Origin of the sequence: Paenibacillus amylolyticus (assembly GCF_003719335.1) — a bacterium.
Lineage (GTDB): Bacteria > Bacillota > Bacilli > Paenibacillales > Paenibacillaceae > Paenibacillus > Paenibacillus amylolyticus_D.
Genome location: NZ_RIAS01000003.1, coordinates 30,336 through 56,162, shown reverse-complemented (window position 1 = coordinate 56,162; position 25,827 = coordinate 30,336). Strand labels below are relative to the sequence as shown.

Sequence of the window (25,827 nt, the reverse complement as noted above, 5' to 3'; positions counted from 1 at the left end):
GGAGGGGAATTCGTTGTTCAAAATACCGGCACAGTCGTGGTTTAACAGTATATTTGCGCGGCTGATTATGACCTACCTGGTTTTTGTCATACCTTTGATTCTTCTGGGCGTGTATTTGTACCACTGGAGCTATGATACGGCAAGTCAGGAAATTTCTTTCTCGACAGAGAGGCGGTTAAGTCAATACGCAACCGAACTGAACCGGGAGATTGAGTGGATGGAGTTGCAGCAGTTTGACATTGCAGAGGACCGCAAGCTGAATCGGCTGGCGATCCTCTGGAACAATATGGACCAAATTGAAAAACGGGAAATACTAAATTATTTGTCCGAACGGCTAGCCTCTTTCAAAAACAGCAGTGTTTATATCAAGAACGTTTATGTACATATTCCTACAGTCCACAAGAGTATCTCTGCAGTGCAGGGCATTGATGAATTTAATAATACCTCATACGATTATTTCAGTTCATTCACGCACGAAGAAAGCATTCGATTCGCAGTCAAAGACGATACCCTAAATCTGAGTGCTGTCCGTTTAACAGGCAAAATGGGAGACTCGCCGCTGTTTGTTGTTCAGGTGGAACTGGATAATGTTGCGTTTCAGAATGAATTATCTCAACTTAATCTATACCCTGAAAGTGCTTCCCTTCTTATTGAAGACAAAACAGGTTTTGCTATTTTAGACCGGGAAGAGCGCGAGATCATTCTTGCCAATTACCGTGAATATAGTCAAAAGAACTCACTGGAGAGCTTTCGCGTAAATGTAGAGGATACAGCGTACCATGTGAACCAACATCATATGGAACCTCTTGGTTTATCCATTGCCACATATTTGCCTGAGAAAATGGTCACCAAACCCTTGAGCAAATTTTATAAATGGGCATGGATTTTTGCCATCACATCGTTTATTGCCATTTCAGCTTATCTCTACTCTACGTACAAACTGATTCACATTCCTTTATTATTGCTGGTCAAAAGATTTAAAAAGATGGAGGGCGGAGTACTGGATATCCCGATCGTACACCATCGCAAAGACGAGTTCGGATTCCTATATGGCCGCTTCAACCATATGATTGAGAATCTGCAGTTACTGATTGACCGCGATTTCAAAAAAACGATGATGATGCAGCGAGCTGAATTAAAGCAACTCCAGTCTCAGATTAATCCACACTTTTTGTACAACAGTTTCTTCATTCTGAACTCGCTTGCAAGAACAGGAGAAACGGATCGTATCGAACAATTTACGAATATGCTTGGAGAATATTTTCGTTTTATTACTCGTAATGGAACAGATCATGTGCCGCTGAAGGAAGAAGTACATCATTCCCGAATTTATACGGATATCCAGCAACTGCGATTCTCCAGACGAATCAAGGTTGAATTCGGGGAAGTTCCGCTGGAAATGCAACAGATTCAGGTTCCCAGACTCGTAATACAGCCGATTATTGAAAATGCCTATGAGCATAGCCTTGAAAAAAATACGACCGAAGGTCTTTTGCGTATCCAATTTCATATAGAGACATCCTGTGCGGAGATTACGGTGGAAGATAACGGGCATGATCTCCAGACAGAAGATATAGAGAAGCTGCAACATCTCCTGCATAGTGAGGCTATGACAGATGACATAACGGGATTAATGAATATCCACAGGCGATTGGTTCTGACATTTGGCGAAGGAAGCGGATTATTTCTGTCACGAAGTGAGCTGCAAGGTTTGAAAGTTGTTATCCGAATCCAGTGGAAAGAGGGGGACATGAATGTATCGACTTCTGATTGTAGATGACGAGGAAATCATTACGGATAGTTTGTATGAAACATTTGCGAGACACATGCCGGATCGGCTGGATGTATGCAAAGCATATTCTGCTGCAGAAGCACTCTCTTGGATGCGGCGTTCCAGAATTGATATTGTGTTGACGGATATTCGTATGCCGGGCATGAGCGGGCTTGAGCTGACGGAAGAGATTCAAAGCCGCTGGCCGCAGTGCCGTGTTATTTTCCTGACGGGACACAGTGATTTTGAATATGCCTACAAAGCCTTTCAGATGAACAACGTACGGTACCTGCTTAAGACAGAAGGGTACGACAAAGTGATGCATATGGTGGAGCAGGTTATGGAAGAGATCAGGGAAAGTTATGATATGCATAATCTTCTGAAACAACAAAGCGAGATTACATCCCGGCTAACCGCATTGAGGCAGGATGAATACATCCGAAAGCTTCTTCAGGAAGGTTCAACTGCTGCTTCTTCGGTTGAAATTCAGGCCGAACTACTGGAGAGGGAGATTCATTTAAAAGCTGATTCTCCCGTGTTTCTGGTACTTGCACGATTGAATAAGCAAAATGAACCAGCAGAAGTTGAACAAGGGTGTGCTCAATCTTCTATTCGGATTATTGGAACATCGTTGATGAGTGAGTATATGGAATGTGCCAGTGCTACGGATCATTATGGTGATACGGTATGGCTCCTTCAACCTAAAGATGGGCAACGAGATGCAGAACAGCATTTCGCCAGATACATGGAAGGAACGTTAGAGCTTGTACAGGAGTCGTGTCTAGCTTCACTTGGCGTGTCGATTGCATGTACACTTAGTGGGCGGGGGTGTGAATGGTTCCAAATTCCACAGCAATACGAGCGTCTACGCTTGTTACAGTGGATGAAAGTTGGGGATGGGATGTCGATGGTTCTGACAGACAATTACAAGGAGCCTCAAGCGGGTACTCCGAAGGAATCACTGAGGATATCAAGCAGGGTAGAGGCAATGAATGGTTTTCTGGAGACAGGGCGTTTTCAATCCTTTTATGATATCTTCGAAGAACTTGTGGGAGAACTCCTTCAACAGGATATGACGATGGAGCGGGCGATGGAGACATATTATCATCTGGCATTGACCATTTACGCTGCATTTAATCGCTGGGGGCTCAAGCAGAAAACCTCGGATCAGCGAAGTTTTCTGCATTTGGATCATTTTCCAAGCATGAAAGATGCCGTTCAATATCTCTATCTAGCAGCCGATGAGCTGGTCAACTTCAAACGTTCAAACGAAGAGGAACGTGCGAATATGGTCGTACAGAGTTTGTGTAATTATATCAAGAGTAATCTGGAAAAAGATCTTACGTTAGTACGACTGGCAGAACTGCATCACTTTAATCCTTCGTATCTATCCAGATTTTTCAAACAGGAGATGGGCATTAATTTATCCGAATTTATTGATGATAGCCGAATTCGAAAGGCCAAGGAGCTGCTCATGAACCATGAGCTTATGGTGCGGGAAGTTGCACTTCAGGTCGGTTATGAATCTGCACATTCGTTTACTAGGCTGTTTAAAAAACAGACGGGCATGACACCTCAAGAGTATCGCGAAACTTTACTGACTCGTTCGGCTGATCGGTAAGTAATAAGAACGTAATAAAGCACGCAGGAGTAGCAACTCCTGCGTGCTTTTCATTAGATAGATTTTTCTATATATGCAGACACTGTCGGCAAAATTAAGATAATCCAGGATAAAATGGAGGATACGCTCCGTATCCACTCGGTTGCGTATATCAATCGTTGGATTAAGCCGTATGAGCCTTTTGCCTGCGATAGGCATTAGGACTTGACCCGGCGTAAGCTTTAAATTTTTTATAAAACCAATCAATATCCCGATATCCAACCTCCAAAGCAATTTCGTAAATTCGCAGGTCAGTGGACAGGAGAAGCTGTTTGGCTTTTTTCATTCGTTCCTGTAGCATGTAGTCATTAAATGAAACATTTTCCTCCATTTTGAACTTTTGACCTAGATAGGCACAATTGAAATGCATCATATCCGCGATCTTTTTCAACGTGATCTCTTCTTTCAGATGATCTCTTACGTAAGCTTTCACGATCCGAATCACATGATTGGAATCCATCGCTTTGCCGTTAAGCTGAATGGTGGGCTTGAGGCCAGGTTTTTTTTTCATAGGAACAGGCCCAAGTTTATTCAGAAGCCCGTATAAACTGTGTACAAGCGCGGAAGCACTAAAAGGTGAGGGTAAATAATCATTTACCTGATAAGTTAATGCTTTGCGAACCAGTCTGAATTGATCCCTTCCACCAAGCAGTAGGATAGGGATATCGTTTGTTTTTCGAATGTGGTGACACAACCATAATCCAGCCGTATCGAAATGCTCTGTATGCACAACGACAACACTGAAATCCCGGTCAGACAATGCGGCAAGAGCAGCGTTTGAAGAGGAAACTGAATCTGTAATTGTAAATGGGAGTTTGTTGTCTTTAAGAAGCAGTTCAAGCTCTCTACACAAGCGGCGGCTATAATCAACAAGTAAAACACTGTACATAAAGCATGACCTCACCTTCTCCTGATATTCCGATCGAATGTTTAACTGAAATAAGGCTTAATTTCATTATGGGAAGAAAAGAAAGCGCATACAATGTGCATTATTTTGCAGAGAGTGCATTTCTTTACCAATTGCAGGTGAAATACTCTAAATCACTCCTCAAATGAACCTGATCTATAATCTGACCGGGTAAACACCTGTATTTAAGCAGGTTGTTTGCGCTTACATTTGGACGATAAACTTTGGTAGCACACGACAATCAGGGGGGAAGACAATGAAGAAAAACAAGTTTATGCTACTGAGTCTATTGTTTGCGGTCATGTTGATGATCAACGCTTGTAGTTCTGCACCTTCTGCTGAGCCGGCACCTGAAAAACCGGCACCGCAGGAGGAGCAAGCACCAGCCGAAACAGAGCCGAAAAATGAAAATTCTACACCGGAGATGGATTTTGACATGGGTGGTAGAACGATCAAGGTTGTGGCATGGTGGGATATGCAAATTACAGATAACAATCCGGACAATATCAAACGACTCGAGAACCTCGAAGCTTTGAAGAAAAAACACAATTTTAATATCGAATACGTATCCATCGATTTTGGTGAATATCAGGAGAAAGTTGTAGCTTCCTTGATGGCAGGCGAGCCGCTTGGCGACTTTGTCAGACTCGGTAAAAACTACGCGATTCCGGCACTGACCAAACAAGATCTGTTGTGGCCGGTAGATGATTATATTAAGAACGACCAGGTATTCAATCAAAAAACAACCAAGGAATATATGCAATATGAAGGTAAAGGTTACGGATTTACGGAAGATAAGTCTTCGTTTATCAACGGTATTTTCTACAACCGTACTCTGATGCAAGAGCTTGGTATGAAGCCGCTGCAGGAATATGTTGATGCGGACGAATGGAATTGGGATAACTTCCTGGCTGTAGCCAAGCAAGCCAACAAAGACCGGAATAATGACGGCAAGCTGGATACGTGGGGCCTAGCTCAAACAGGGTTGCTTGAACCAATCCTGTATTCCAACGAAGCTTCACTGACGAAAGAGGATAAACAGAACCTCGAAGATCCAAAAACAAAAGAAGCGCTTAATTTCTTGAATAAATTGGCTACAGAGAAAGTGGGCAGACCAACAGAAGGCGGTGACTGGACTGAACCAGCTACCTTCTTCCGTCAAGGAAATACACTCATGTATTCTGGAGCAATGTACGAGATTGAAGGCATCAAAACAGATATGCCTGACTATGATATCGGCTTCCTGCCGTACCCGAAAGGACCTAGCGCTTCTGCATACCACTCCGGTGAATCTCGTTATCAAGCGATCACCATCCCTAAAGCGGTAGAAAATCCGGAGCAACTGATGTATATCTGGGAAAAAATCAATGAGATTGATTCCATCTATGATTATCCGGAACAATCCACGCTCGAAAGACATCTGACCGATGAAGCAGATATTAACAATGCCAGAGAAGTGGCAGCTGGCATGCTTGTTCTCGACCATAACACGTTTCCGTCCCTTCCATATTGGGATTTTGATGGAGAACTGAAAGAAGGCGTATCCGTATCTACGTTGATTCAGAAATACAAGGCTCCTTTCCAAGCCGCAATTGATGAGGTATACAAATAAGCACTGCTAAATACGGGCAGAACGCGCGAGTAAGAAGTGCGGTCTGTCCTAGTCAATCATTCTTTTGCTGATACGCTTACAGGAAAGGGGATACATGCAAACATGCGGTCACGTAAGAAAAAGGTACTGATTCTGGCACTTGTTCTGGCTTTGGTGTTCTCGATCATCGTGATCTATCCATCCAAGAATCAGAGCCCCGGGACAGTACATGCACTTGAGGATTTTGATGCTGTAGCGGGTACCAGGGATTCACGAAGTTATGAACATTATCAGGAAACGTATGCGAGCACTGCCAAACCCGATACTACCGTAAGAATTCAAGGTGAAGCATATACTGAGGCGGATAACGGAGAGTTCAAGGTGGTGCAAGGATATGAAGGGCTGGATGGCAGTGCTGTCATTACACCCGAATCCGGAACCATTCGATGGGATGTTCCCGTTCAAGTGAGTGGTTTATATCAGGTTCGCATTCACTATTATCCTGTCGAAGGCAAAAGCTCCGGAATCGAGCGCAAGCTGGAGATAAACGGGGAAGTTCCCTTTCGGGAAGCAGATGTACTTCTGTTCGACAGGGTATGGGGCAATCGCGAAGATCACGTCCGTCAAGATGATCGGGGCAACGATCTCAGACCAAGACAGGTGGAGAAGCCGGAATGGCAGCTCGCTTCGTTTCGAGACAGTGCCGGATATTTTGAAGAACCGTTTCAGTTTTATTTTGAAAAAGGCAAACAGCAATTAGCTTTGACTTCTCTTAGAGAGAGTATGGCGATTGATTACATCGAACTGTATCAGGAAGAGGCCATTCCTACGTATGCCGAAATTCAGAAGACGTATGATTCGTTAGGTTTAAAGGCAGCCAGTCCCACCATGCTAAAAGTGCAAGGCGAAGAAGCGATCACCAAATCTTCACCTACACTTGCACCCATCTCGGATCGATCCAGTCCATCTCTTGAACCCTACGACGTATCCAAAATTCGGATCAATGCGATCGGAGGCGTGAACTGGAAACTTCCGGGGGAATGGGTCGAATGGGAGATAGATGTACCTGAGGATGGTTTGTACCAGATAGCGTTAAAAGTGAAGCAGGATCAGCTTCGGGGCATCTATGCCACGCGGAGTCTTACCATTAACGGCAAAGTTCCGTTTGAAGAGATGAAGCGAATTCGCTTCAACTACAGTCCGTCCTGGCAGACACAAGTGCTCGGAAATGGGGGAGAAGAACCCTATCAGTTTCATCTGGAGAAGGGAAAACACCGCTTACGGATGACTGTCACACTCGGCGATATAGCCCCGTTACTACGAACCGTGGAATCAAGCGTACTTGAGTTGAATGAGATGTACCGCAAAATTTTGATGATTACCTCCAACAAACCGGATCCACTACGGGATTATCAGCTGGAGAAACGCATTCCAGAGATGACAGAGGTTTTTGAAAAGCAAGCGGAGATCCTCACCTCTGTCGCTGCGTATCTCGAAAAGGCAACCGGGGAACAGAGTGATAAAGTAGCCATTCTGAATGCCATGGTAGTACAGCTCAAGGATATGGCGGCAAGGCCAGAAACCGTTCCGAAACGGTTGGATACGTTCAAAATTAACGTCGGCGGTCTGGGCACGTGGATTCTGACCGTACGTGAGCAGCCGATTACAATGGATTATCTAGTTGTCGCTCCTCCAGGACAAGAAATGCCAAAGGCCGAAGCTTCTGCGTTCCAACAGGTGAAGCATGAACTTGGTGCTTATGTCGCTTCCTACACGGAAGACTATGACAGCATCGGTAACGTGGAGAAAAAGAAGGACTCGATCACCGTATGGATCACCACCGGACGGGATCAGGCTCAAGTTCTTAAGGGCATGATTGACGATACGTTTACACCGGATACCGATGTGTCTGTTCAACTACGGCTTGTGCCGCCGAATATTTTGTTGCCCGCAACGCTCTCCGGAGAAGGTCCTGATGTGGCGATGCAGATGGGTGAAGATATTCCTGTGAACTATGCGATGAGAAATGCGGCAGCGGATCTGAGCAAGTTTCCGGATTTTAAAGAGGTGGCCAGCAGATTCCGGGCAAGCGGAATAACACCTTATGAGTATGACGGTGGAGTATATGCACTCCCGGAGCAACAGCATTTTCCAATGCTGTTTTACCGCAAGGATATTTTGAATGAATTAGGTTTGGAGCCACCAAAAACTTGGCAGGACGTGTATAATGCGATCGCTGTATTGCAGAAGCACAATATGGAGTTCTATCTGCCGATTGAAGATACGCTGAACAATGCCAACATGGTTCCTAACGCAACTTTTGCGATGCTGTTGTATCAAAATGACGGGAATTTCTACACTGAAGACGGGAAAAAGAGTGCACTCGATTCGGAAATTTCGATGGAAGCATTCAAACGCTGGACGCAATTTTATACGAATTACAAGTTCCCACTGAAAGCCGATTTCCCGAACCGTTTCCGTACAGGAGAAATGCCGATCGGTATCGCCGACTACACGACCTATAACATGCTGACGGTATTAGCACCGGAAATCCGTAACCTGTGGGACTTCACGATTGTGCCTGGCACGCAGCTTCCGGATGGTTCTATAAGGCATGAGGTAGCTAGCGCGAGCAGTGCGGTCATGATGCTCGAAAATGCCAGCAACAAAGAAGCGGCATGGAAATTCATGAAGTGGTGGACGGATGAGTCAACCCAGATTGAGTATGGACGAGAAATGGAAGGACTGATGGGAGCGGCTGCTCGTTATCCTACAGCGAACATTGAAGCATTAGAGCAATTACCTTGGCCGGTGAAAGATTACCAGAACCTGGAGAAGCAATGGGAGTGGGTGCAAGGAATCCCACAGATGCCAGGAGGTTATTTTACAGGCCGACATCTGGATAACGCCTTCCGCAAAGTGGTTAACGCGAATGAAAATCCACGTGAGGCTTTATCAGACTATGTACTTTATATTGACGATGAGATTGAACTGAAACGTAAGGAATTTAATCTGAAATAAAAGAAAGGGAGGGTAACGGTTGGAAGTAAAAACATCCAAGACAGCCGCCGCTCCTGTCATGCATACACGCCAGGTCGGCTGGTGGTTCTTATTGAAAAGGAATCTGTATCTCAGCAGGCATTATTACGTCTTAATGGCACCGTTTATGCTGATCTTTTTCATGTTTACGGTCATTCCGGTCGGCATATCGCTCGGTCTTAGCTTTTTCCACTTTAACATGCTGGAACTGCCTCGTTTTGTCGGGTGGCAGAACTATTCGCGGTTGTTCCTGAACGACGACGTATTCCTGATCGCACTTAAAAACACGTTACTGTTTGCTGTAATCACGGGCCCAGTCAGTTACATCGCCTGTTTTTTGTTTGCTTGGATCATCAATGAGCTGTCTCCTAAAGTCAGGGCGGTTATGACACTGGTTTTCTATGCACCATCGATCTCAGGTAATGTATTTTTCATCTGGCTGATCATCTTCTCTGGTGACAGCTACGGTTACATGAACGGTTTTCTTATGCGCCTTGGCGTGATTCTGGAGCCGATTCAGTGGCTTGCCAATGAGAAATATGTACTCGGCATCGTGATTCTGGTACAGCTCTGGCTTAGTCTCGGAACCAGCTTTCTGGCCTTTATAGCAGGTTTGCAGACGATTGATCGCTCACTGGTGGAAGCCGGAACAGTGGACGGCATCAAAAACCGCTGGCAGGAGCTCTGGTACATCACATTGCCATCCATGAGACCTCAGTTGATGTTTGGGGCAGTCATGCAGATTACAGCTTCGTTCGCAGTAGCCGAAATCTCGATTGCACTGGCAGGTTTCCCAAGTGTTAACTATGCAGCGCATACCGTGGTCACCCATTTGATGGACTTTGGTACGATTCGCTTTGAGATGGGATACGCTTCAGCGATCGCAACCGTCCTGTTTGGACTGATGCTTGGAACGAACATTTTCACGCAAAAAATGCTGAGAAAGATAGGTGAATGACGATGACCAGCAAAGTACGTGCGATCTTCGGCATGCCGAAGAGACTTAACCGGTCATTTACCGTCAGTTTCATGTTGTTTGCGTTGCTGGCCGTGTTCGGATCATTCATGGTGCTTCCGCTGATTTATGCCGTCAACAATGCCTTTAAGCCGCTGGATGAACTTTTTATCTTCCCGCCGCGCTTCTGGGTGAACAATCCGACGACAGAAAATTTCGCAGATTTGATTAATCTGATGGGCAATTCATGGGTACCCTTATCTCGATATATTGCCAATACACTTCTTATTACATTAGTGGGCACGGCCGGGCACATCCTGCTTGCATCTGCAGCAGCGTACCCCTTGGCGAAATATCGTTTTCCGGGATCCAAAATATTGTTCACCATTGTCATTTTGTCATTGATGTTCTCGCCGCACGTTACCGCAATTCCGAACTACATGGTGATGTCCTGGCTTGGTTGGATCAACACACACGCTTCCATCATTGTGCCTTCTCTGGCGTTCTCACTCGGGCTGTTCCTGATGAAACAGTTCATGGAACAGATTCCTGATGCGTTGCTGGAAGCAGCGAAGATTGATGGTGCGAATGAATATCGGATTTTTTGGAGCATTGTAATGCCTAACGTGAAGCCTGCATGGCTTACACTTATGATTTTGCAGTTCCCTGCTCTGTGGGGAACAGACGGTGGAAGTTTTATCTACAGTGAAAATCTCAAAACGCTTCATTATGCACTCAGTCAGATCGTACAGGGCGGGATTGTAAGAGCGGGAGTAGGTGCAGCGGTAGCGTTGCTTCTCATGATTGTACCGATCACGCTGTTTGTTATCTCTCAGAGCAGTGTTATGCAGACGATGGCTACTTCGGGCATGAAAGAATAGAAAGGAGGCAGCAAAGTGCAACATAGCACGCGAAAAAGCACATGGAAACAACGCAAATGGGTCATCATGGGCATGGTCTGCCTCCTGCTGTTCAGTTCAGCAGCACTGCCTGTGAGCGCAGACGGTGAGCCAGATGCCTACCATTATTCCTATTACGGAGATACCGTTCCAGCTCCGGCTGCTTACGAAGCCACAACGATTATTACAGGCAAGAAACTGAATATAACACCTTTCAAGGAACCAAGTGATATGCATGTCACCACAGATGAGCATGTCTATGTGCTTGATTCGGGCAATGGAAGAATTGTAGAGATGGATCGCAACTTCAAGCTAGTACGGACGATTGAGTCGTTCAAAAACGATGGCAAAGAAGATAAATTTAAAAATCCGCAAGGATTGTTTGTAACGGAAAAAGGAGATTTATTGATAGCTGATTCGGATAATCAGCGGGTTGTGCATTTAAATAACAAGGGAGAGCTCGTGAAGATTGTATCTGAACCGAAGTCGGACTTGTTAAATGAGAACTTTCAATTTAAACCTATTCGGATTGTGATGGATCAAGGGGAGCGCATTTACGTGATGGCTGCAGGTGTATTTGACGGATTCATGGAATTCAGCGCCGATGGCGAGTTCTCCTCCTTTATTGGTGCGAATCGGGTTCAGGTTGATCCGGTCGAATATCTTTGGAAACGATTCGCAACTCGCGAGCAACGCAGTCAGATGGTCATGTTTACTCCAACCGAGTTCACCAATCTGGATATGGACAAAGAAGGATTCATCTACGCAACCAGCGGTGATCGTGGCAAAGATCCGATCAAGAAATTAAATGCTCAAGGAACAGACATTTTACGGAGAGAAGGATATTCAGCACCTCAAGGTGATCTAAGGTATACCACAGAAGCTGGACCATCCCGACTGATTGATGTCGATGTAGGTGACAGCGATATGTACTCTGTACTCGATTCAAACAGGGGCCGTATTTTCACCTACAATGGCGACGGTTATCTGCTCCATATTTTTGGTGGCATCGGGAACCGGTTGGGCATGTTTAATACGCCTGTTGCGCTGGAGCGAGCGGGAGACCGGATGCTTGTACTGGATAAAGCGCTTGGTGAAATTACAGTATTCCAAACCACAGAGTATGGACGCACACTGCATGATGCCGTGCGCAGTTATTACAACGGAGAAGAAGATCGGTCCTCGGAACTGTTTGCGAAGGCTGCCGAGATGAATGCCAATCTGGAATATGCCTATGCAGGTATTGGTAAAGCGCTGCTTCGCCAGAAAGAATATGCCGAGTCGGCACAATACTTCAAACAGAGCATGGAGCGTCAAGGGTATTCCAAAGCTTTTCTTCTCTATCGTAAAGAACTGATGCGTGAGCACTTTTCATGGGTGATGTCCGGTATATTCCTGGCTGTAGCTGCGTTCGTCACCGTCGCCATCGTTCGCAGACAGAAAAGGAGGACAACGAATGCAGGCATCAAGTAAACAATTGTACCAGTACCCGCTGCATCTCATTTTTCATCCCTTTGACGGGTATTGGGAATTGAAATATGAGCGGAATCAAAAAACGACACTGCTAATCTCTTTGATGATTATGGTGTTACTGGTATTTACCAAAATTTTGCAAGCCCAATACAGTGGCTTTCTGATTAATTTTAACAATCCCAAGTATCTGAACAGCCTGCTTGAGACGGTGTACGTTGTTATTCCCGTGTTGTTCTGGTGTGTAGCCAACTGGTCGCTAACTACATTGATGGACGGCGAAGGCAAGTTCTCTGAAATTTTCATGTCTACGTGTTTTGCCCTGGTTCCGATGTTTCTGGTGCATTTCCCGTGGATCTGGCTAAGTCTGGCTATTTCTGCACAGGAAACGGCATTTTATTACTTTTCTAACGCGATTGCGGTTTGCTGGACCGTGTACCTGCTGTTTGTAGGCAACATGACCGTGCATCAGTACACACCAGCCAAAACGATTCTAACGATGCTGCTCACGCTTGTAGCTATGGCATTTATGGCATTTCTATGCTTGTTGTTCTTTAGCCTTGTGCAGCAGATTGTCTCTTTTGTCTACACGATCTATCAGGAATTAGTGCTTCGGGGTTAGGAAGGAGGAAATCACAATGAAATATGCCGCAGCCAAAAAAATAACCGGAATACTGCTAGTGAGCAGTTTACTTCTAAGCGGTTGTCAGTTCTCGCCCTCAACGGCGGCTCGCGAGACGGCAGCAGATGTTAGTCAAGTGGAGACTCCTTCCCTGCCTCCCGGAGAAAAACTGAAATCTGCTTTTAGTGATACACGCATTCCCGGCATGATCGGTGTCGCCCGAAACAATGCTTTGCAGCTGTTAATCAACGAGGAGACTGCCGAAATTGCTGTAATCCATAGCAAAAGCGGACAAATCTGGCGGAGCAATCCGGAAGAACGCGAGAAGGATGGCATTGCAGCCGGGATTAACAAGGACCTTCTGTCCTCTCAATCCAGACTCAGCTTTTTTAACAGCTCAGGCCAGAGCAGTATGGTGAATTCCTACACGGACAGTGTTAGGCATAAACAAGTGAGCTATGAAGCATTGCCAAATGGGGTGCGCGTGAACTATCAATTCGGCAACACGGAGCGATCCATTGAAGATCTTCCAGTGAAGATCAGCAAGGAACGTTTCGAACAATACGTGCTGGCGAAGCTGGATAAATCCGGTGAACGGGCTTTGAAAGTTGGATATGCGGAAGATAAAGATGAAGGTGTTTACAATCGGATTGACAAGGCTATGCAAGGTTTGCAACTGACCCGTGCACTGAAAGCTTTTGAAGACGCCGGATACACAGAAGAAGACCTTGCCAAAGATCATGCCGAGTATGGCATTGAGCAGGAACGAAGCGGTCCACGTCTTTTCATGCTCACGATGGAGTATGAACTGGACGGAGAGCAACTGAAAGTACGAGTGCCAGCTTCCGGTATTCATTTTCCAGAAGAGTATCCAATTAACACCCTGTCTGTGCTGGAGTATTTCGGAGCTGGTGGGTCCAAGGAGGATGGATCGATTCTCGTACCAGACGGTTCAGGAGCACTCATCTACTTTAACAATGGTAAATTGCAGTACCCATCCTACCAGCAGGATATTTACGGTCCGGATTTAACGATGAAGCTGCGAGAAGCCAGTTCCAATGAAAGTAAAGCGAGATTGCCTGTTTTTGGCGTGATTCGTCCCGAAGGCGCTTTCCTGGGCATCATCGAAGAAGGGGACGCGGTGGCGGTGGTGAATGCGGATATCAGTGGTAAGCTGAACAGCTACAATAACGTATATCCCAGCTTTTATGTCGTGAACAAAAGTGATATTACACTTCAGTCCAGCGACATGGTGCGCACATTGCCGAAGTTTCAGAATAAACCAACATCCTCTGACTTCGTGGTTCGGTACGCTTTTGTAGGTGCGGAGCAGGCTTCATATTCTGGTCTGGCCTCACTGTACCGGGAGTACCTGGTGCAAACTGGAGGACTTCCTGAAATAAAATCGTCTGAGGAGCAGTCTAAGATCCCGTTTTATCTCAAGCTTTTTGGAGGAATGACAACGAGACAGCATATGCTCGGCATACCGTATAATTCCACGGAGGCTCTGACGACTTTCGATGAGGGAAAAGAGATTCTTTCGAAGCTGATGGAAAAAAACGTGTCGAACATTCAAGTACGTTATGCCGGATGGTTCAATGACGGATTGCACCACCGATTGCCGGATTCCATTAAGGTGGATGGAGTAATCGGGGGGAAAAAAGGAATGAAAGAGTTCGGTTCGTTTACAAGTGAAGCGGGAATCGGGTTTTATCCGGACGTAGCGATACTGAACGTACAATCGAAGAAAGGATTCAGTCCATCGAGTGAGGCTTCCCGGTCTTTAACACAGGAACCAGCAGTCCTCTATCCAATGGATCTCGCTTTGGAGCGACGAGCAAAAGATTTATCTGCTTCCTATGTCCTCTCACCGAATGGGATTGACGATGTAACAACAGATATGCTCAAGGAGATAAAACCGCTTGAGGTAGAAGGCATTTCTCTGAAAGATATGGCTGAGCAGTTGAACAGCGATATGAATCCGAAGAAATTGCTTGATCGTACGCAGGCACTGGATACGGTTCGAAAAGCTTTTGATCAGATTAAGCAACAAACAGGCTCCATCGTGGCTGAAGGCGGGAACGCATACGCACTGCCTTATGTTACAGGCCTTACAGATGCTCCAATGAACAGTAGTCGGTTCAAACTGGAGGACGAAGAAGTTCCATTCTTCCAGCTGGTCGTGCACGGCAGTATTCCTTATACCGGTTCTCCATACAATCTGTCCACGTATACCGATGCAAGACAGTATGTGCTGAAGCTGATTGAATATGGAGCTAGCCCTTATTTTGCCTGGTTTAATGCTCCGAACCATGTGGTGAAAGAAACGGATTACAACCACCTCTATGCTGCGAATTACGAACAGTGGATGGATCTGGCAGCGGAGATCTACACCGAAGTTAGCCAAGTGAATCAGTCGTTCACTGGACGTCCAATGATTGCTCATGAATCTCTGAGTGAAGGTGTATTCCGAACAACCTATGAAGGCGGAGGATATGTGATTGTCAATTACAATGACTCTCCTGTTGAAGTGGAGAATCATACCGTAGAAGCCCTAAGCTATGTGACTGGTGGTGAGCAGCTCTGAAGACACTCCTGAAATTCAAATGGGGAAGTCGTACGTATGCTCAACAAAAAGCGATGTGGGGTGTCATCTACGTACTTCCGTGGCTGATCGGATTTGTATTGTTTTTCTTCGTTCCGTTGCTGGCGTCTCTGCGATACAGCATGAGCACCATTCAAGCCAACGCAGAAGGAATTGCTATTCAATTTACGGGATTCGCCAATTATATTCAGGCACTTACGGTAAATACAAGCTTTAACCGGGCACTGATTGAGTCCATTACAGATGTACTTGTGAATGTACCGCTTATTGTCATTTTCAGTTTGTTCCTTGCAGTCATTCTGAATCAGAAATTCAGAGGCCGCGCTGTGGCCAGATCGATCTTTTTCTTGCCTGTCATTCTGGCATCCGGTGTCATAATGTCACTCGAAAGCACAAGTTTGATTGAAGCTGTGAACCAGAACAGCACCGGCGGAAGTTCTTTTGGCACATTGGAGCTGGAAGGTCTGATGCTCAATGCGGGCGTGAGTGAATGGATTGTTACGTATTTAAGCGGGGCTGTAGACCGAATCTACCAGATCGTCAGTCAATCTGGTGTACAGATTTTGATCTTCCTGGCCGGTATTCAGACCATCTCCCCGCAGCTCTATGAGGCGTCCAAGATGGAAGGGGCGACAGGATACGAGGCTTTCTGGAAAATCACGTTTCCAATGGTCAGTCCGCTTATTTTTGTTAACGCGATCTATACGATAATTGACTCCTTTGCGAATAATGCAATGACGAAACTGATCCGTGATACGGGATTTGTGAAATTTGATTTTGGTCTAAGCTCCGCGATGGCATGGGTGTATTTCGTAGCCATTGCCATTATTCTAGTGATCGTATCGATTATTTTCTCAAAACGAGTCTTCTATCAAGATTAGAAAGGAGGGCATTCCGCGTGACAACATCACGATTATTATCCCTTGAGCAATGGAAGAGCTGGCTGTGGTCTATCATCCGATTTGTTCTGATCACCGGACTTTCCTTTGTCATTTTATTTCCGATATTCCAAAAAATATCTACATCGATCAAGGCCAAGGGTGATCTCTATTCGGCAGTAGTTGTATGGATTCCTCAGAACTTCTCGATCGACAATTTTAAGCAGGCCATTCGTGTCATGGATTACTGGGCAACGCTGTTTAATACGTTTGCGTTGTCCGCCACAACAACACTGTTGACTACAGCCTCATGCGCGCTTGCAGGTTATGGATTCGCCAGACTGAAGTTCAAAGGAAGTAACTGGCTGTTTGCAGGGGTCATTCTGACGATTCTGGTGCCGCCAACAACCATTCTTATTCCGGTGTATCTGAACCTGAAAAGTTTTGATCTAATGGGGCTGATGACGCTGTTTTCCGGGAAACCGGTGAACCTGCTCAATACGTACTGGCCGTTTATTCTGACAGCGGTTACCGCAAATTCACTAAAGGCAGGCTTGTATATCTTTATATTCCGCCAATTCTTCAGAGGCATTCCGAAAGAAGTAGAGGAAGCGGCATACGTGGACGGAGCAGGGATCAGTCGCACATTCACTCGTATCATGCTGCCGAATGCCATTCCATCCATGGTCACCGTTATGCTGTTTTCCTTCGTATGGCAATGGAATGACAGCTTCTATACAACAACGTATCTGACTTCGAGCAAAGTCATGTCAACACAGCTATCGTCATTGCCGTACAATCTCGCTCAACAGGTTACAGACGGTGCAGCCTCTCAGGCCGATCCGTTCTATCTGAGCATGATTCAGGATACAGGTATTCTGCTTGCGATCCTCCCGTTAATTATCATTTATTTGTTTGTGCAACGTTATTTCGTGGAAAGTGTAGAGCGTACAGGTATCGTAGGATAGACGCTTAGAGCGAAGAGGTGGACAGCAATAAGATGTTTAAGCATTCCTGAACGAAAGGAGGCAGATCTCATGAGCGATTTTAAGAAGTATACCAAAGAAGCTTACATCGATGAGGTGAATTACAGAGTATGGCTTACAGCTGATTGTATGTGTTACAACCAGCGTAATCATTGGATATGGAATGGTTTAAGGGAGCGCGCGCCGACCGAGTCTGGATAAGGTTAAATCTTGATCTTGCTAAAAATCAGGTTTGACGGTAGCTTCCTATCGCAATAATGTAAGCCAATTTAATCAAACAGGAGGAATAGCAGTGAAAAAATTCATGATGTCTTGCAAGCTTTTACTCGTTCTGGCATTACTGATTACGATTGCTCCATGGGGCGGCAGCAAAGCGGATGCTTGGGTAGGTATGCCTATGGGGAAACTAAAAGTGAGTGGCAAAAACTTGGTCAACAGCAACAATCAACCTGTACTCCTTAATGGCTGGCATCAACCTTCCGGCGCATACTGGACGTATCAGGACAGTAATTATTACCTCAACCTTCATGGTAACAATCGTCATGCTGCAACATTGGCTTACCTGAAAGACATCACAGACACATTTGCGGATACCAGTCCGAAATATGGCAGCAATCATGGCTGGAAAATGAATCAGGTACGTCTGTTCATCGATCGTCAGGACATGGGAGATGTTGCGGCAGGTACATACAACTTTGCCGGTGTGCAAACTGTGACGCAGAACGTCATCATTCCTTATATCCAGTATGCAAAAACAAAAGGCGTATATGTCGTTCTGGGACTCGACTTCACCTTGAAGGATGATCAGGCTACGACAGCTGCCAACTTGCAAAAGTTCAATCAAATCTGGGGCTACCTTGCCTCCCGTCCAGAGATTAAAAGTGCAGACAACGTTCATTTCGAATTGATTAATGAGCCGGTGAAATCGTATGCCAACGGACACTGGGGTGGATACAACGGGGAAAATGATTTCGTGGATCATTGGAATGACCTGCGCAACTTCCAAAATTCCATGATCTCCACCATTCGTAATCAGGGCGCAGACAACGTCATCTGGGCTGCGGGTCTGGGTTACAATCAGTTCTACAGCCTGACAGCAAGTCATCCGCTGACTGACCCTCTGAACAACTACGGTTATGCGGTTCACTGGTATCCAGGTTACGGAGCGTATGACAACTTCAACATTTTGCAAGATCAATGGAACACCAATGTGAAGGCGGCCGCGGATAAATATCCAATTAACATCACAGAAGTGACATGGTTCAAAAACAAACCAGGTGATTCAGCTTATTGGAATCTGTTCAACGGTAGTAATGAAGGTTTCGGAACGAACACCAAAACCATTTTCAATGCCGCGGGCAATGTCAGCATCGCGGCTCATATGAATGGTTTTATCCTCGAACCGGGAGCACGCAGTTCATTCGCTGATCCAACCGCAGGACTGAAGTGGGATGGAGATGCGTCACGCAGTGCGATGGGACGATTCCTGTTCAACTGGTACAATGAACGCTCCCAGAATTACGGCAACGGTAACCCGACCAATCCAACGAATCCGTCTACAGGTCTTGTCTCCGGTGCAACATACAAAATTGTAGCCCGTCATTCCAATAAAGTGATCGATGTTCCTGGTGGACAAAATCAGAACAACCTCCAATTACAACAATGGAGTGATCTCGGCGGTAATCCTCAGAAGTGGGTGCTGACTTCCATTGGTGGGGGCAACTACACGTTGACAAGTGTGAATTCACCTGACAAAGTGATCGACATTCGCAACGGTACACAGACCAATGGTGAAGCCGTTCAACTCATGGCTAATCTGAATACAACGGCACAGCATTTCAAAGTGAACGATCTGGGCAATGGCTACTACAGCATCATCAATGTAAACAGTAATAAAGCCATTGAAGTTGAGAACGCTTCCACATCCGATGGAGCCAAACTGCAACAGAACACCTACACGAGTGCAACGAACCAACAGTGGAAATTTGTAGCGGTTAGTAATTAGCTAACCTCAGCATTTCCATCACGAAATTAGTGGCAACAAATAACCTTTTCAGGTCATCTGATGACTTGAGAAGGTTATTTTTATTGTATTTAGGTATGGTTGCAACCAAATTGGATAAGCGAAAAGGTTGTTATTCATTGCCTTTGTCTCGTGAAGCGGCACATTACACTGTAGAAATCAAGTATTGTATAGCTGCAGGTGTAAATGTACCATAGGGAAGAAGTTGTACCTTCACTGTTCAGAAATGCCCGTTGTATCATGAAATGATGATTATAAACCGATAAATGTAAGCGCTTGATTAGAAAAAGGGGGGAGTACAATGAAACTCCTATGGTCCAAATTTTCACCGATGTTCCGCCGTTTTTTGATTTCGTATGTAATCATTCTAATGATTCCACAGATCGCCGGATACGCTTCCTACCGCGCATCCATTGAAGCGGCGAGGGCCAGCTCAATCGAAAATAGTCTGAAGTCTCTGAATTTGGGAAAAGAAATCATTGAACGAAATCTGCTACAGGTCGAAGCGTTTACGAGGCAACTAGCCATCAATCAGGATCTGTACCGTTTGATTGCCGATCCCAAACCACTGGATACCTACAATGTTTATGGCATAGGTAAAATGCAGCGAAGTTTATCGATGTACAGCAGTACAAACGAATACTTATCTCATTTTTTTATTTACATTCCAAACTATAACGTCATTATTACACCCAATACGGTCTATTACAGACCAGAACATTATTACGCAGCCAACGCGATGGAGGGTATGACCTTCGAACAGTGGAGCGAACATATTTTGAAAAAGCCACACTTTAATGAGATTATTCCACTTCAAAACTACAAACGTGAAATAAGCAGCAACTTGCGTACCACGGCACCGGCAATTACCTTTCTGCAATCCTTGCCACTGAATAGTTTCAATAAACCACAGGCTACCATTGGTGTATTAATTGATGAAGATGAGATGGCAAGCCTCACACAGCATATCGTTGATCAATATGGCGGGTGGACTTTGGTTAGTGATGCGAGCGGCGAAATTATTTTTTCTCGCGGCATTGATGAGAGAGAAGCCCAGCGCTTAGCTCAAAATGTCGGTGACGATTCGAATGAGGTACAACCAATTGAGGATGGGCGACTGCTCATATCCATTCATTCAGATCGAAACGGCTGGAGTTATATGGCAGGTATTCCCGAGAAAGCACTTATGACCAATGCGGATCAGATCAAAAAAGTGACATTGGTCTTCACGCTTGCAACATTGATGCTTGGCTTAGGTTTTGGACTGATCCTGGCCTATCGAAACAGTGCACCCATCTATAAACTGTTGTCTGCCTTCCGAGGACAAGTCAGTGAGCCTTCGGGTAAAAGGCGTAATGAGTATGATTTTCTGGCAAGCCATATTCATCATTTGATCGCCAATAATCAATCGCTCGAGAACGCGCTGAATGAACAAATTCCTCTCTTGCGAGACGGATTCATCAAACGTTTGCTTACAGGTGAGTTCTATACTACTCGTGAATTGGAAGCCATTTCTTCTCAGACACAACTCTCCATTGAGAACAGCCAGGGAATTACTGGTCTGCTCAAGGTGAACGGTTATGCGAGTCTGGATAGCGAAGAGACGATTCAGGAGCTTGGTGTGGCGAAATTGATTATCAGACAGACGATGACAGAATGGAACGCCGATGTGCTGATGACGGACTGGGGCACAGATCAGATTGCTTTTATATGTCCCGTAACCGACATGCCGCTAGATACAGCGATCCTTCATTGTGAGTCTGAACTCAGCAGATTAACCGAACTCATTTATACGGAATACCGGATATCAACAACAATCGGTACCGGAGCTGCGTACGAAGTTTGGAATGACGTAGGCCGTTCATTTGATGAAGCCAAACAGGCCATGGAATATGCGATTCATATGGGAGTGGATGAGCTCGTCCGATTCGAAGATACATTGAAGGAAAATGAAATGTACTATTATCCCATTGAGTCAGAACAGCGCTTGCTGAATACGATCAAGGCAGGAGAAATGGAAGAGGCTCTTCGTATTTTGGATCAGCTGTTTGTACGCAATTTCGAAGAGCGCGAACTTTCCTATGAGATGGCACAGCAATTTGTTATGGAGTTAAAGGGAACTTACCTCAAGCTGGATGAGCCTAAAATCAAACACGATGATTCCTTTGCAGAAGAATACAAAAACGGTGTCGCCAGTATTCAGATTACCGATTCCATTGCCGCATTACGGGGTAAATTCAAGCGCTTAACCGAAGACATCTGCAAAGAAGTGCTGCGAAAAAGATCATCCACACATGCGGATACCGTACAAGAAATTACGTGTTACATTGAAAATCATTATGGCGACGCAAATTTGACGATCTGCCGAATCTCCGAACATATGGGGAAATCCGAAAAATTCATCTCCCAACTATTTAAAGAGCATACCGGCGAGAATCTTTCCGATTATGTGGAGCGGGTGAGGATCAATGCAGCGTCTGGACTGCTTCGGGAAAGTGATCAAACCATCGATGAAATTGCACTTTCTACGGGATATAACAGTGCGCATTCTTTCCGCAGAGCATTCAAGCGTGTACGCGGCATTTCACCAAGTGTATTTCGGAAGATGGATAATTAGGGCGGTGAATGTACGCTGCCGATATAGTATTTATGCGTATAATGTACGCTGATTTCCGAGATGTACCTTTACGATTCTTTCAGGTCAAACTTATGATATGGGCACAAAGAAAGCGCTACCAATACAAGGTGACGCTCACTTCAACCATAGGATTTATTGACTGGGGGGGATGATTCTGAGAACAACAATGACAAGTGAAAGCAAGTCAAGTGTGAAGGAGCGCAAGAGATCAACGTTACAGCATGCGCTAGCCAGAAGTTTCAGGAGGCATTGGCAGTTATATCTGCTTATTTTGCCTCCGGTGGTGTACTTTATCGTTTTCAAATATGTACCGATGGTGAATACGGTCCTCGCATTTAAGGATTATAACGTCATCAAAGGAATATGGGGGAGCCCGTGGGCTGGCACCAAGTATTTCGACCTGCTTTTCCAGAATCCCGCTTTTATGATGTTAATCAAAAATACGCTTCTCATCTCATTTTACAGTCTCATCGTCGGGTTTCCGATCCCGATCTTGCTGGCACTGGCTTTGAATGAAATCAAAAACATGAAGTTTAAGAAAACCGTGCAGATGGTAACCTACGCACCTTATTTCATATCGACGGTGGTTATGGTATCGATTATCATGTTATTCCTCTCACCGAGGCTTGGTATTGTCAATACCATAGCAGGCGCACTTGGCTTTGAATCGGTGAATTTCCTTGGCAATCCAGATATGTTCCGGTCGATCTACGTCTTTTCTGATGTATGGCAGAGTATGGGATATTCAGCAGTCATCTATTTGGCTGCGCTTGCCGGCATTGACCCTTCATTGTATGAGGCCGCCAAAGTGGATGGAGCCAATCGGCTGCAGAAGATCATTAACGTGGATTTGCCCGGCTTGTTGCCGGCAGCCGTCATTATTTTGATTCTAAGTGTCGGAAATATCATGGCGGTGGGATTTGAGAAAATATATCTGCTGCAAAATCCTCTAAACTTATCGGCTTCCGAGATTATCTCAACGTATGTGTACAAAATGGGACTACTCAATGCGAACTATAGCTTCGCTACAGCAGTTGGTTTGTTCAACTCTGTCATTAATCTCATCTTATTGTTAACTGTCAATGCAGCCGCAAAACGGCTGTCCAATACAAGCCTATGGTAACCACACGGAGGGGAGGAGACTTGAAGGATGTCTAATTTACAATCACAGGCAGGTCGTTCACGAGCGAAAAAAAACCCTGTCATTAGAGAATCGCTTGGGGATCGTCTGTTTATTACGGCGATCTACATCATTCTGTCACTCGTGCTGGTTGCTGTGCTGTATCCATTGATCTACATCGTAAGTTCGTCACTCAGCAGTCCGTCAGCCGTTTCTTCAGGCAAGGTATGGCTCTGGCCGGTTGATCTGTCATTCGAAGGATACAAGGCCGTAATGCGAAATGAACAAGTGCTGATGGGATACGCAAACTCATTGTTTTATACAATTTGCGGTACGTTTATCAGCGTAGCGTTAACGATAATGATCGCCTACCCACTTTCCAAAAAGACTTTTGTCGGACGCAGCACGCTGATGATTTTCATTACGTTCACAATGCTCTTTGCTGGTGGTTTGATTCCAACGTATCTGGTTGTTAAATCCCTGGGACTCATTGATACACGCTGGGCACTTCTGATTCCAAACGCGATCTGGGTATGGCAGGTCATTATTGCACGTACTTTCTTTCAAAATTCCATTCCGGATGAACTTTCAGAGGCGGCTGATATTGATGGCTGCAGCGATATTCGGTTTATCTTCAGTGTAATTCTGCCGCTTGCCAAGCCAATTGTGGCTGTGCTGTCGTTGATGTACGCAGTTGGTCAATGGAATGCCTATTTCGACGCACTGATTTATTTGAAATCACAGTCGCTCTACCCGCTACAGCTGATTTTACGAAGTATTCTAATTCTCGGCAGCTCAGGAAATATGGACGCTTCTGAAATGATCAAACAGCAGCAAATGGCTGAACTGATGAAGTACTCCTTGATTGTCATGGCTAGCTTACCGGTTCTGATCATCTATCCATTTGTACAGCGTTATTTCGTGCAAGGCATGTTGATTGGTTCAGTTAAAGGATAAGTTCAATTACAACTTTCATGAGGGAGAGGATTTTATTGAGGAAAACAAGTGCATTGATACTCGCTTGTGTGTTGCTTCTTACGTTGGTACTTGCAGGTTGCTCGTCTTCGGAAAAAGGCAGTGGTGAAGTAGATGCGAATGGAAAAGTCCCGATGAATGTATTTGTGCACCAAGGATCGGATATGAACCTGGCTACGAATAAATTCACTAAGAAGATGGAGGAAAAGTTCAACATCAAGTTTAATTGGACGACAGTTCCTTTTGACGGAGCAGCTGAAAAAAGACAGATATCCCTTGCTTCCGGGGATTATCCAGATCTGTACCTGCTTATCCCTTGGGTCGATCGTTTCTCACAGACAGACTTGTTGAAGTTTGGGCAACAGGGCGTAATCCTGCCGCTGAACGACCTGATTGATCAGCATGCGCCTAACATCAAGAAGGTGCTGGATAGCAATGAGTATTACAAAGCAATGAATACCGCGCCTGACGGTAAAATCTATGGACTGACCGGGCTGAATGAATGTTTTCACTGTTCGTATCCAAACAAGATGTGGGTGAATACCAAATGGATGGAGCAGCTGAATATCAAAGAACCAACAACGACAGAAGAGTTCCGGGAGATGCTGAAAGCGTTTAAAACGAAAGACCCGAACGGAAACGGCAAGGCAGATGAAGTGCCGCTGAGTGGTTCAACGGAAAACTTTGGTGTACACATTATTCCATATCTGATGAATGGTTTCATCTATGACGATGACCGGAACTACCTCATCCTGAATCAGGGCAAAGTTGAAACGGTAGCGAATAAACCGGAGTGGAAAGAAGGTCTTACGTACATCAAATCCTTATACGATGAAGGGCTGATTGATCCGGGTGCTTTTACACAAAATGTCGGTGCCTTCAAGAAAATTGGAGACAACGCCGAAGCGCAGCTTCTGGGCGCAGGAGCGGCTATGCATCCATCCTTGTTCGTGACTACAGCTGAAGGGTCACCTTACGGCAATGATTATAATCCAATTCCGCCATTAAAAGGGCCGAATGCTGAATATGCATCGTACAACTATCCGGTTGATCCGGGAGCAACATTTGTATTGACCAACAAAGCCAGTGAGCAAACGCAGATCACAGCAATAAAAATGCTGGATTACTTCTACACCCAAGAAGGAGCTATGGCTTCCTATCTAGGAGAAGAGGGCACAAGCTGGCGTAAACCGGAGGAAGGTGAAGTAGCCCTGAACGATCAGGTGCAACCACTCTACAAAGCTATTCCGCTTCCATCCGGGGAAGAGCCTCGCAACGACAGCTGGTCTGCACTCAGCCAGTACAATCATCACCGGGCATATCGTGATGCAGAAGTACAGGGAACAGACATCTATGCGAACGACGGATATGAACGTCGCCTGTATGAAGCTACATTGTTGATGGAAGGCAAGGAACCTAAAGAGGTATTCCCGCATTGGGCATTGTGGGTTGATCCGTCCCTTGCGGATGAAACGAGCATGATGCAAACTAATATCAAGGATTATATCGACCAGAACGCACTACAATTCATCACAGGAGCAAAGAGTTTGGATAAAGACTGGGATGAATATGTAAAAGGACTGGAAGGTCTGAATATGAATCGTTATCTGGAAATTATGCAGTCCGCCTATGATGCTTCATCCGTATCATCCAAGTAAAAAAACAATGGTAAGACGGACCTTGCTCGC

General features: G+C 45.3%; 18 protein-coding genes. 17 read left to right on the top strand and 1 reads right to left on the bottom strand.

What is annotated here, in order from left to right; translation table 11 throughout:
- Positions 1–13: 13 nt before the first annotated feature.
- Complete coding sequence (locus tag EC604_RS07050) at positions 14–1,780, top strand: sensor histidine kinase (protein WP_345789256.1); 1,767 nt, start codon at positions 14–16, stop codon at positions 1,778–1,780.
- Entirely contained in the window at positions 1,755–3,392 is a 1,638-nt protein-coding gene (locus tag EC604_RS07045; protein ID WP_123063482.1) for a response regulator, read from the top strand. Before EC604_RS07050 ends, EC604_RS07045 begins: the two co-directional genes overlap by 26 nt.
- A 163-nt stretch (positions 3,393–3,555) precedes the next feature.
- On the opposite strand, the gene EC604_RS07040 is transcribed toward EC604_RS07045, so the two are convergent.
- Positions 3,556–4,320, bottom strand: coding sequence for a helix-turn-helix domain-containing protein (locus tag EC604_RS07040; RefSeq protein WP_123063481.1), 765 nt, complete (start codon positions 4,318–4,320; stop codon positions 3,556–3,558).
- 274 nt (positions 4,321–4,594) lie between these two features.
- On the opposite strand from EC604_RS07040, the gene EC604_RS07035 reads away from it, so the two are divergent.
- The 15 genes from EC604_RS07035 to EC604_RS06970 all read left to right on the top strand — a co-directional run bounded on the left by EC604_RS07035 (position 4,595) and on the right by EC604_RS06970 (position 25,797).
- Positions 4,595–5,950 (top strand): extracellular solute-binding protein, encoded by a 1,356-nt coding sequence (locus tag EC604_RS07035; protein ID WP_123063480.1) that lies wholly within the window; start codon positions 4,595–4,597, stop codon positions 5,948–5,950.
- A 102-nt stretch (positions 5,951–6,052) separates the two neighbouring features.
- Positions 6,053–8,950 carry an extracellular solute-binding protein gene (locus EC604_RS07030; protein WP_123063479.1) on the top strand — a complete coding sequence of 966 codons (2,898 nt, stop codon included), beginning with the start codon at positions 6,053–6,055 and terminating at the stop codon, positions 8,948–8,950.
- A 58-nt stretch (positions 8,951–9,008) separates the two neighbouring features.
- Positions 9,009–9,926 carry a carbohydrate ABC transporter permease gene (locus EC604_RS07025; RefSeq protein ID WP_240036723.1) on the top strand — a complete coding sequence of 306 codons (918 nt, stop codon included), beginning with the start codon at positions 9,009–9,011 and terminating at the stop codon, positions 9,924–9,926.
- Positions 9,923–10,804, top strand: coding sequence for a carbohydrate ABC transporter permease (locus tag EC604_RS07020; RefSeq protein ID WP_430538748.1), 882 nt, complete (start codon positions 9,923–9,925; stop codon positions 10,802–10,804). The genes EC604_RS07025 and EC604_RS07020 overlap by 4 nt, the downstream gene beginning before the upstream one ends.
- Before the next feature lie 66 nt (positions 10,805–10,870).
- Complete coding sequence (locus EC604_RS07015; protein ID WP_123063786.1) at positions 10,871–12,295, top strand: hypothetical protein; 1,425 nt, start codon at positions 10,871–10,873, stop codon at positions 12,293–12,295.
- Positions 12,279–12,914, top strand: coding sequence for a YIP1 family protein (locus tag EC604_RS07010; RefSeq protein WP_123063476.1), 636 nt, complete (start codon positions 12,279–12,281; stop codon positions 12,912–12,914). Before EC604_RS07015 ends, EC604_RS07010 begins: the two co-directional genes overlap by 17 nt.
- A 16-nt stretch (positions 12,915–12,930) precedes the next feature.
- A complete protein-coding gene (locus tag EC604_RS07005) occupies positions 12,931–15,501 on the top strand; it encodes a DUF5696 domain-containing protein (RefSeq protein WP_123063475.1) in 2,571 nt (856 codons plus the stop codon).
- Between the two features lie 53 nt (positions 15,502–15,554).
- Positions 15,555–16,400 carry a carbohydrate ABC transporter permease gene (locus EC604_RS07000; RefSeq protein ID WP_123063474.1) on the top strand — a complete coding sequence of 282 codons (846 nt, stop codon included), beginning with the start codon at positions 15,555–15,557 and terminating at the stop codon, positions 16,398–16,400.
- A gap of 17 nt (positions 16,401–16,417) precedes the next feature.
- On the top strand, positions 16,418–17,365 hold the full coding sequence (locus EC604_RS06995; RefSeq protein ID WP_123063473.1) for a carbohydrate ABC transporter permease: 948 nt from the start codon (positions 16,418–16,420) through the stop codon (positions 17,363–17,365).
- Positions 17,366–17,434: 69 nt separating this feature from the next.
- Positions 17,435–17,584, top strand: a complete 150-nt coding sequence (locus EC604_RS29845) for a hypothetical protein (protein ID WP_161556876.1) — start codon at positions 17,435–17,437, stop codon at positions 17,582–17,584.
- A 91-nt stretch (positions 17,585–17,675) separates the two neighbouring features.
- On the top strand, positions 17,676–19,388 hold the full coding sequence (locus tag EC604_RS06990) for an RICIN domain-containing protein (RefSeq protein WP_123063472.1): 1,713 nt from the start codon (positions 17,676–17,678) through the stop codon (positions 19,386–19,388).
- A 319-nt stretch (positions 19,389–19,707) separates the two neighbouring features.
- Positions 19,708–22,023, top strand: coding sequence for a helix-turn-helix domain-containing protein (locus EC604_RS06985; protein WP_123063471.1), 2,316 nt, complete (start codon positions 19,708–19,710; stop codon positions 22,021–22,023).
- A gap of 289 nt (positions 22,024–22,312) precedes the next feature.
- Positions 22,313–23,167, top strand: a complete 855-nt coding sequence (locus EC604_RS06980) for an ABC transporter permease (protein ID WP_123063785.1) — start codon at positions 22,313–22,315, stop codon at positions 23,165–23,167.
- Positions 23,168–23,194: 27 nt separating this feature from the next.
- Positions 23,195–24,121 carry a carbohydrate ABC transporter permease gene (locus EC604_RS06975; RefSeq protein WP_123063470.1) on the top strand — a complete coding sequence of 309 codons (927 nt, stop codon included), beginning with the start codon at positions 23,195–23,197 and terminating at the stop codon, positions 24,119–24,121.
- A 35-nt stretch (positions 24,122–24,156) separates the two neighbouring features.
- Positions 24,157–25,797: an ABC transporter substrate-binding protein gene (locus EC604_RS06970; protein ID WP_123063469.1), complete on the top strand. Its 1,641-nt coding sequence runs from the start codon at positions 24,157–24,159 to the stop codon at positions 25,795–25,797.
- Positions 25,798–25,827 lie beyond the last annotated feature (30 nt).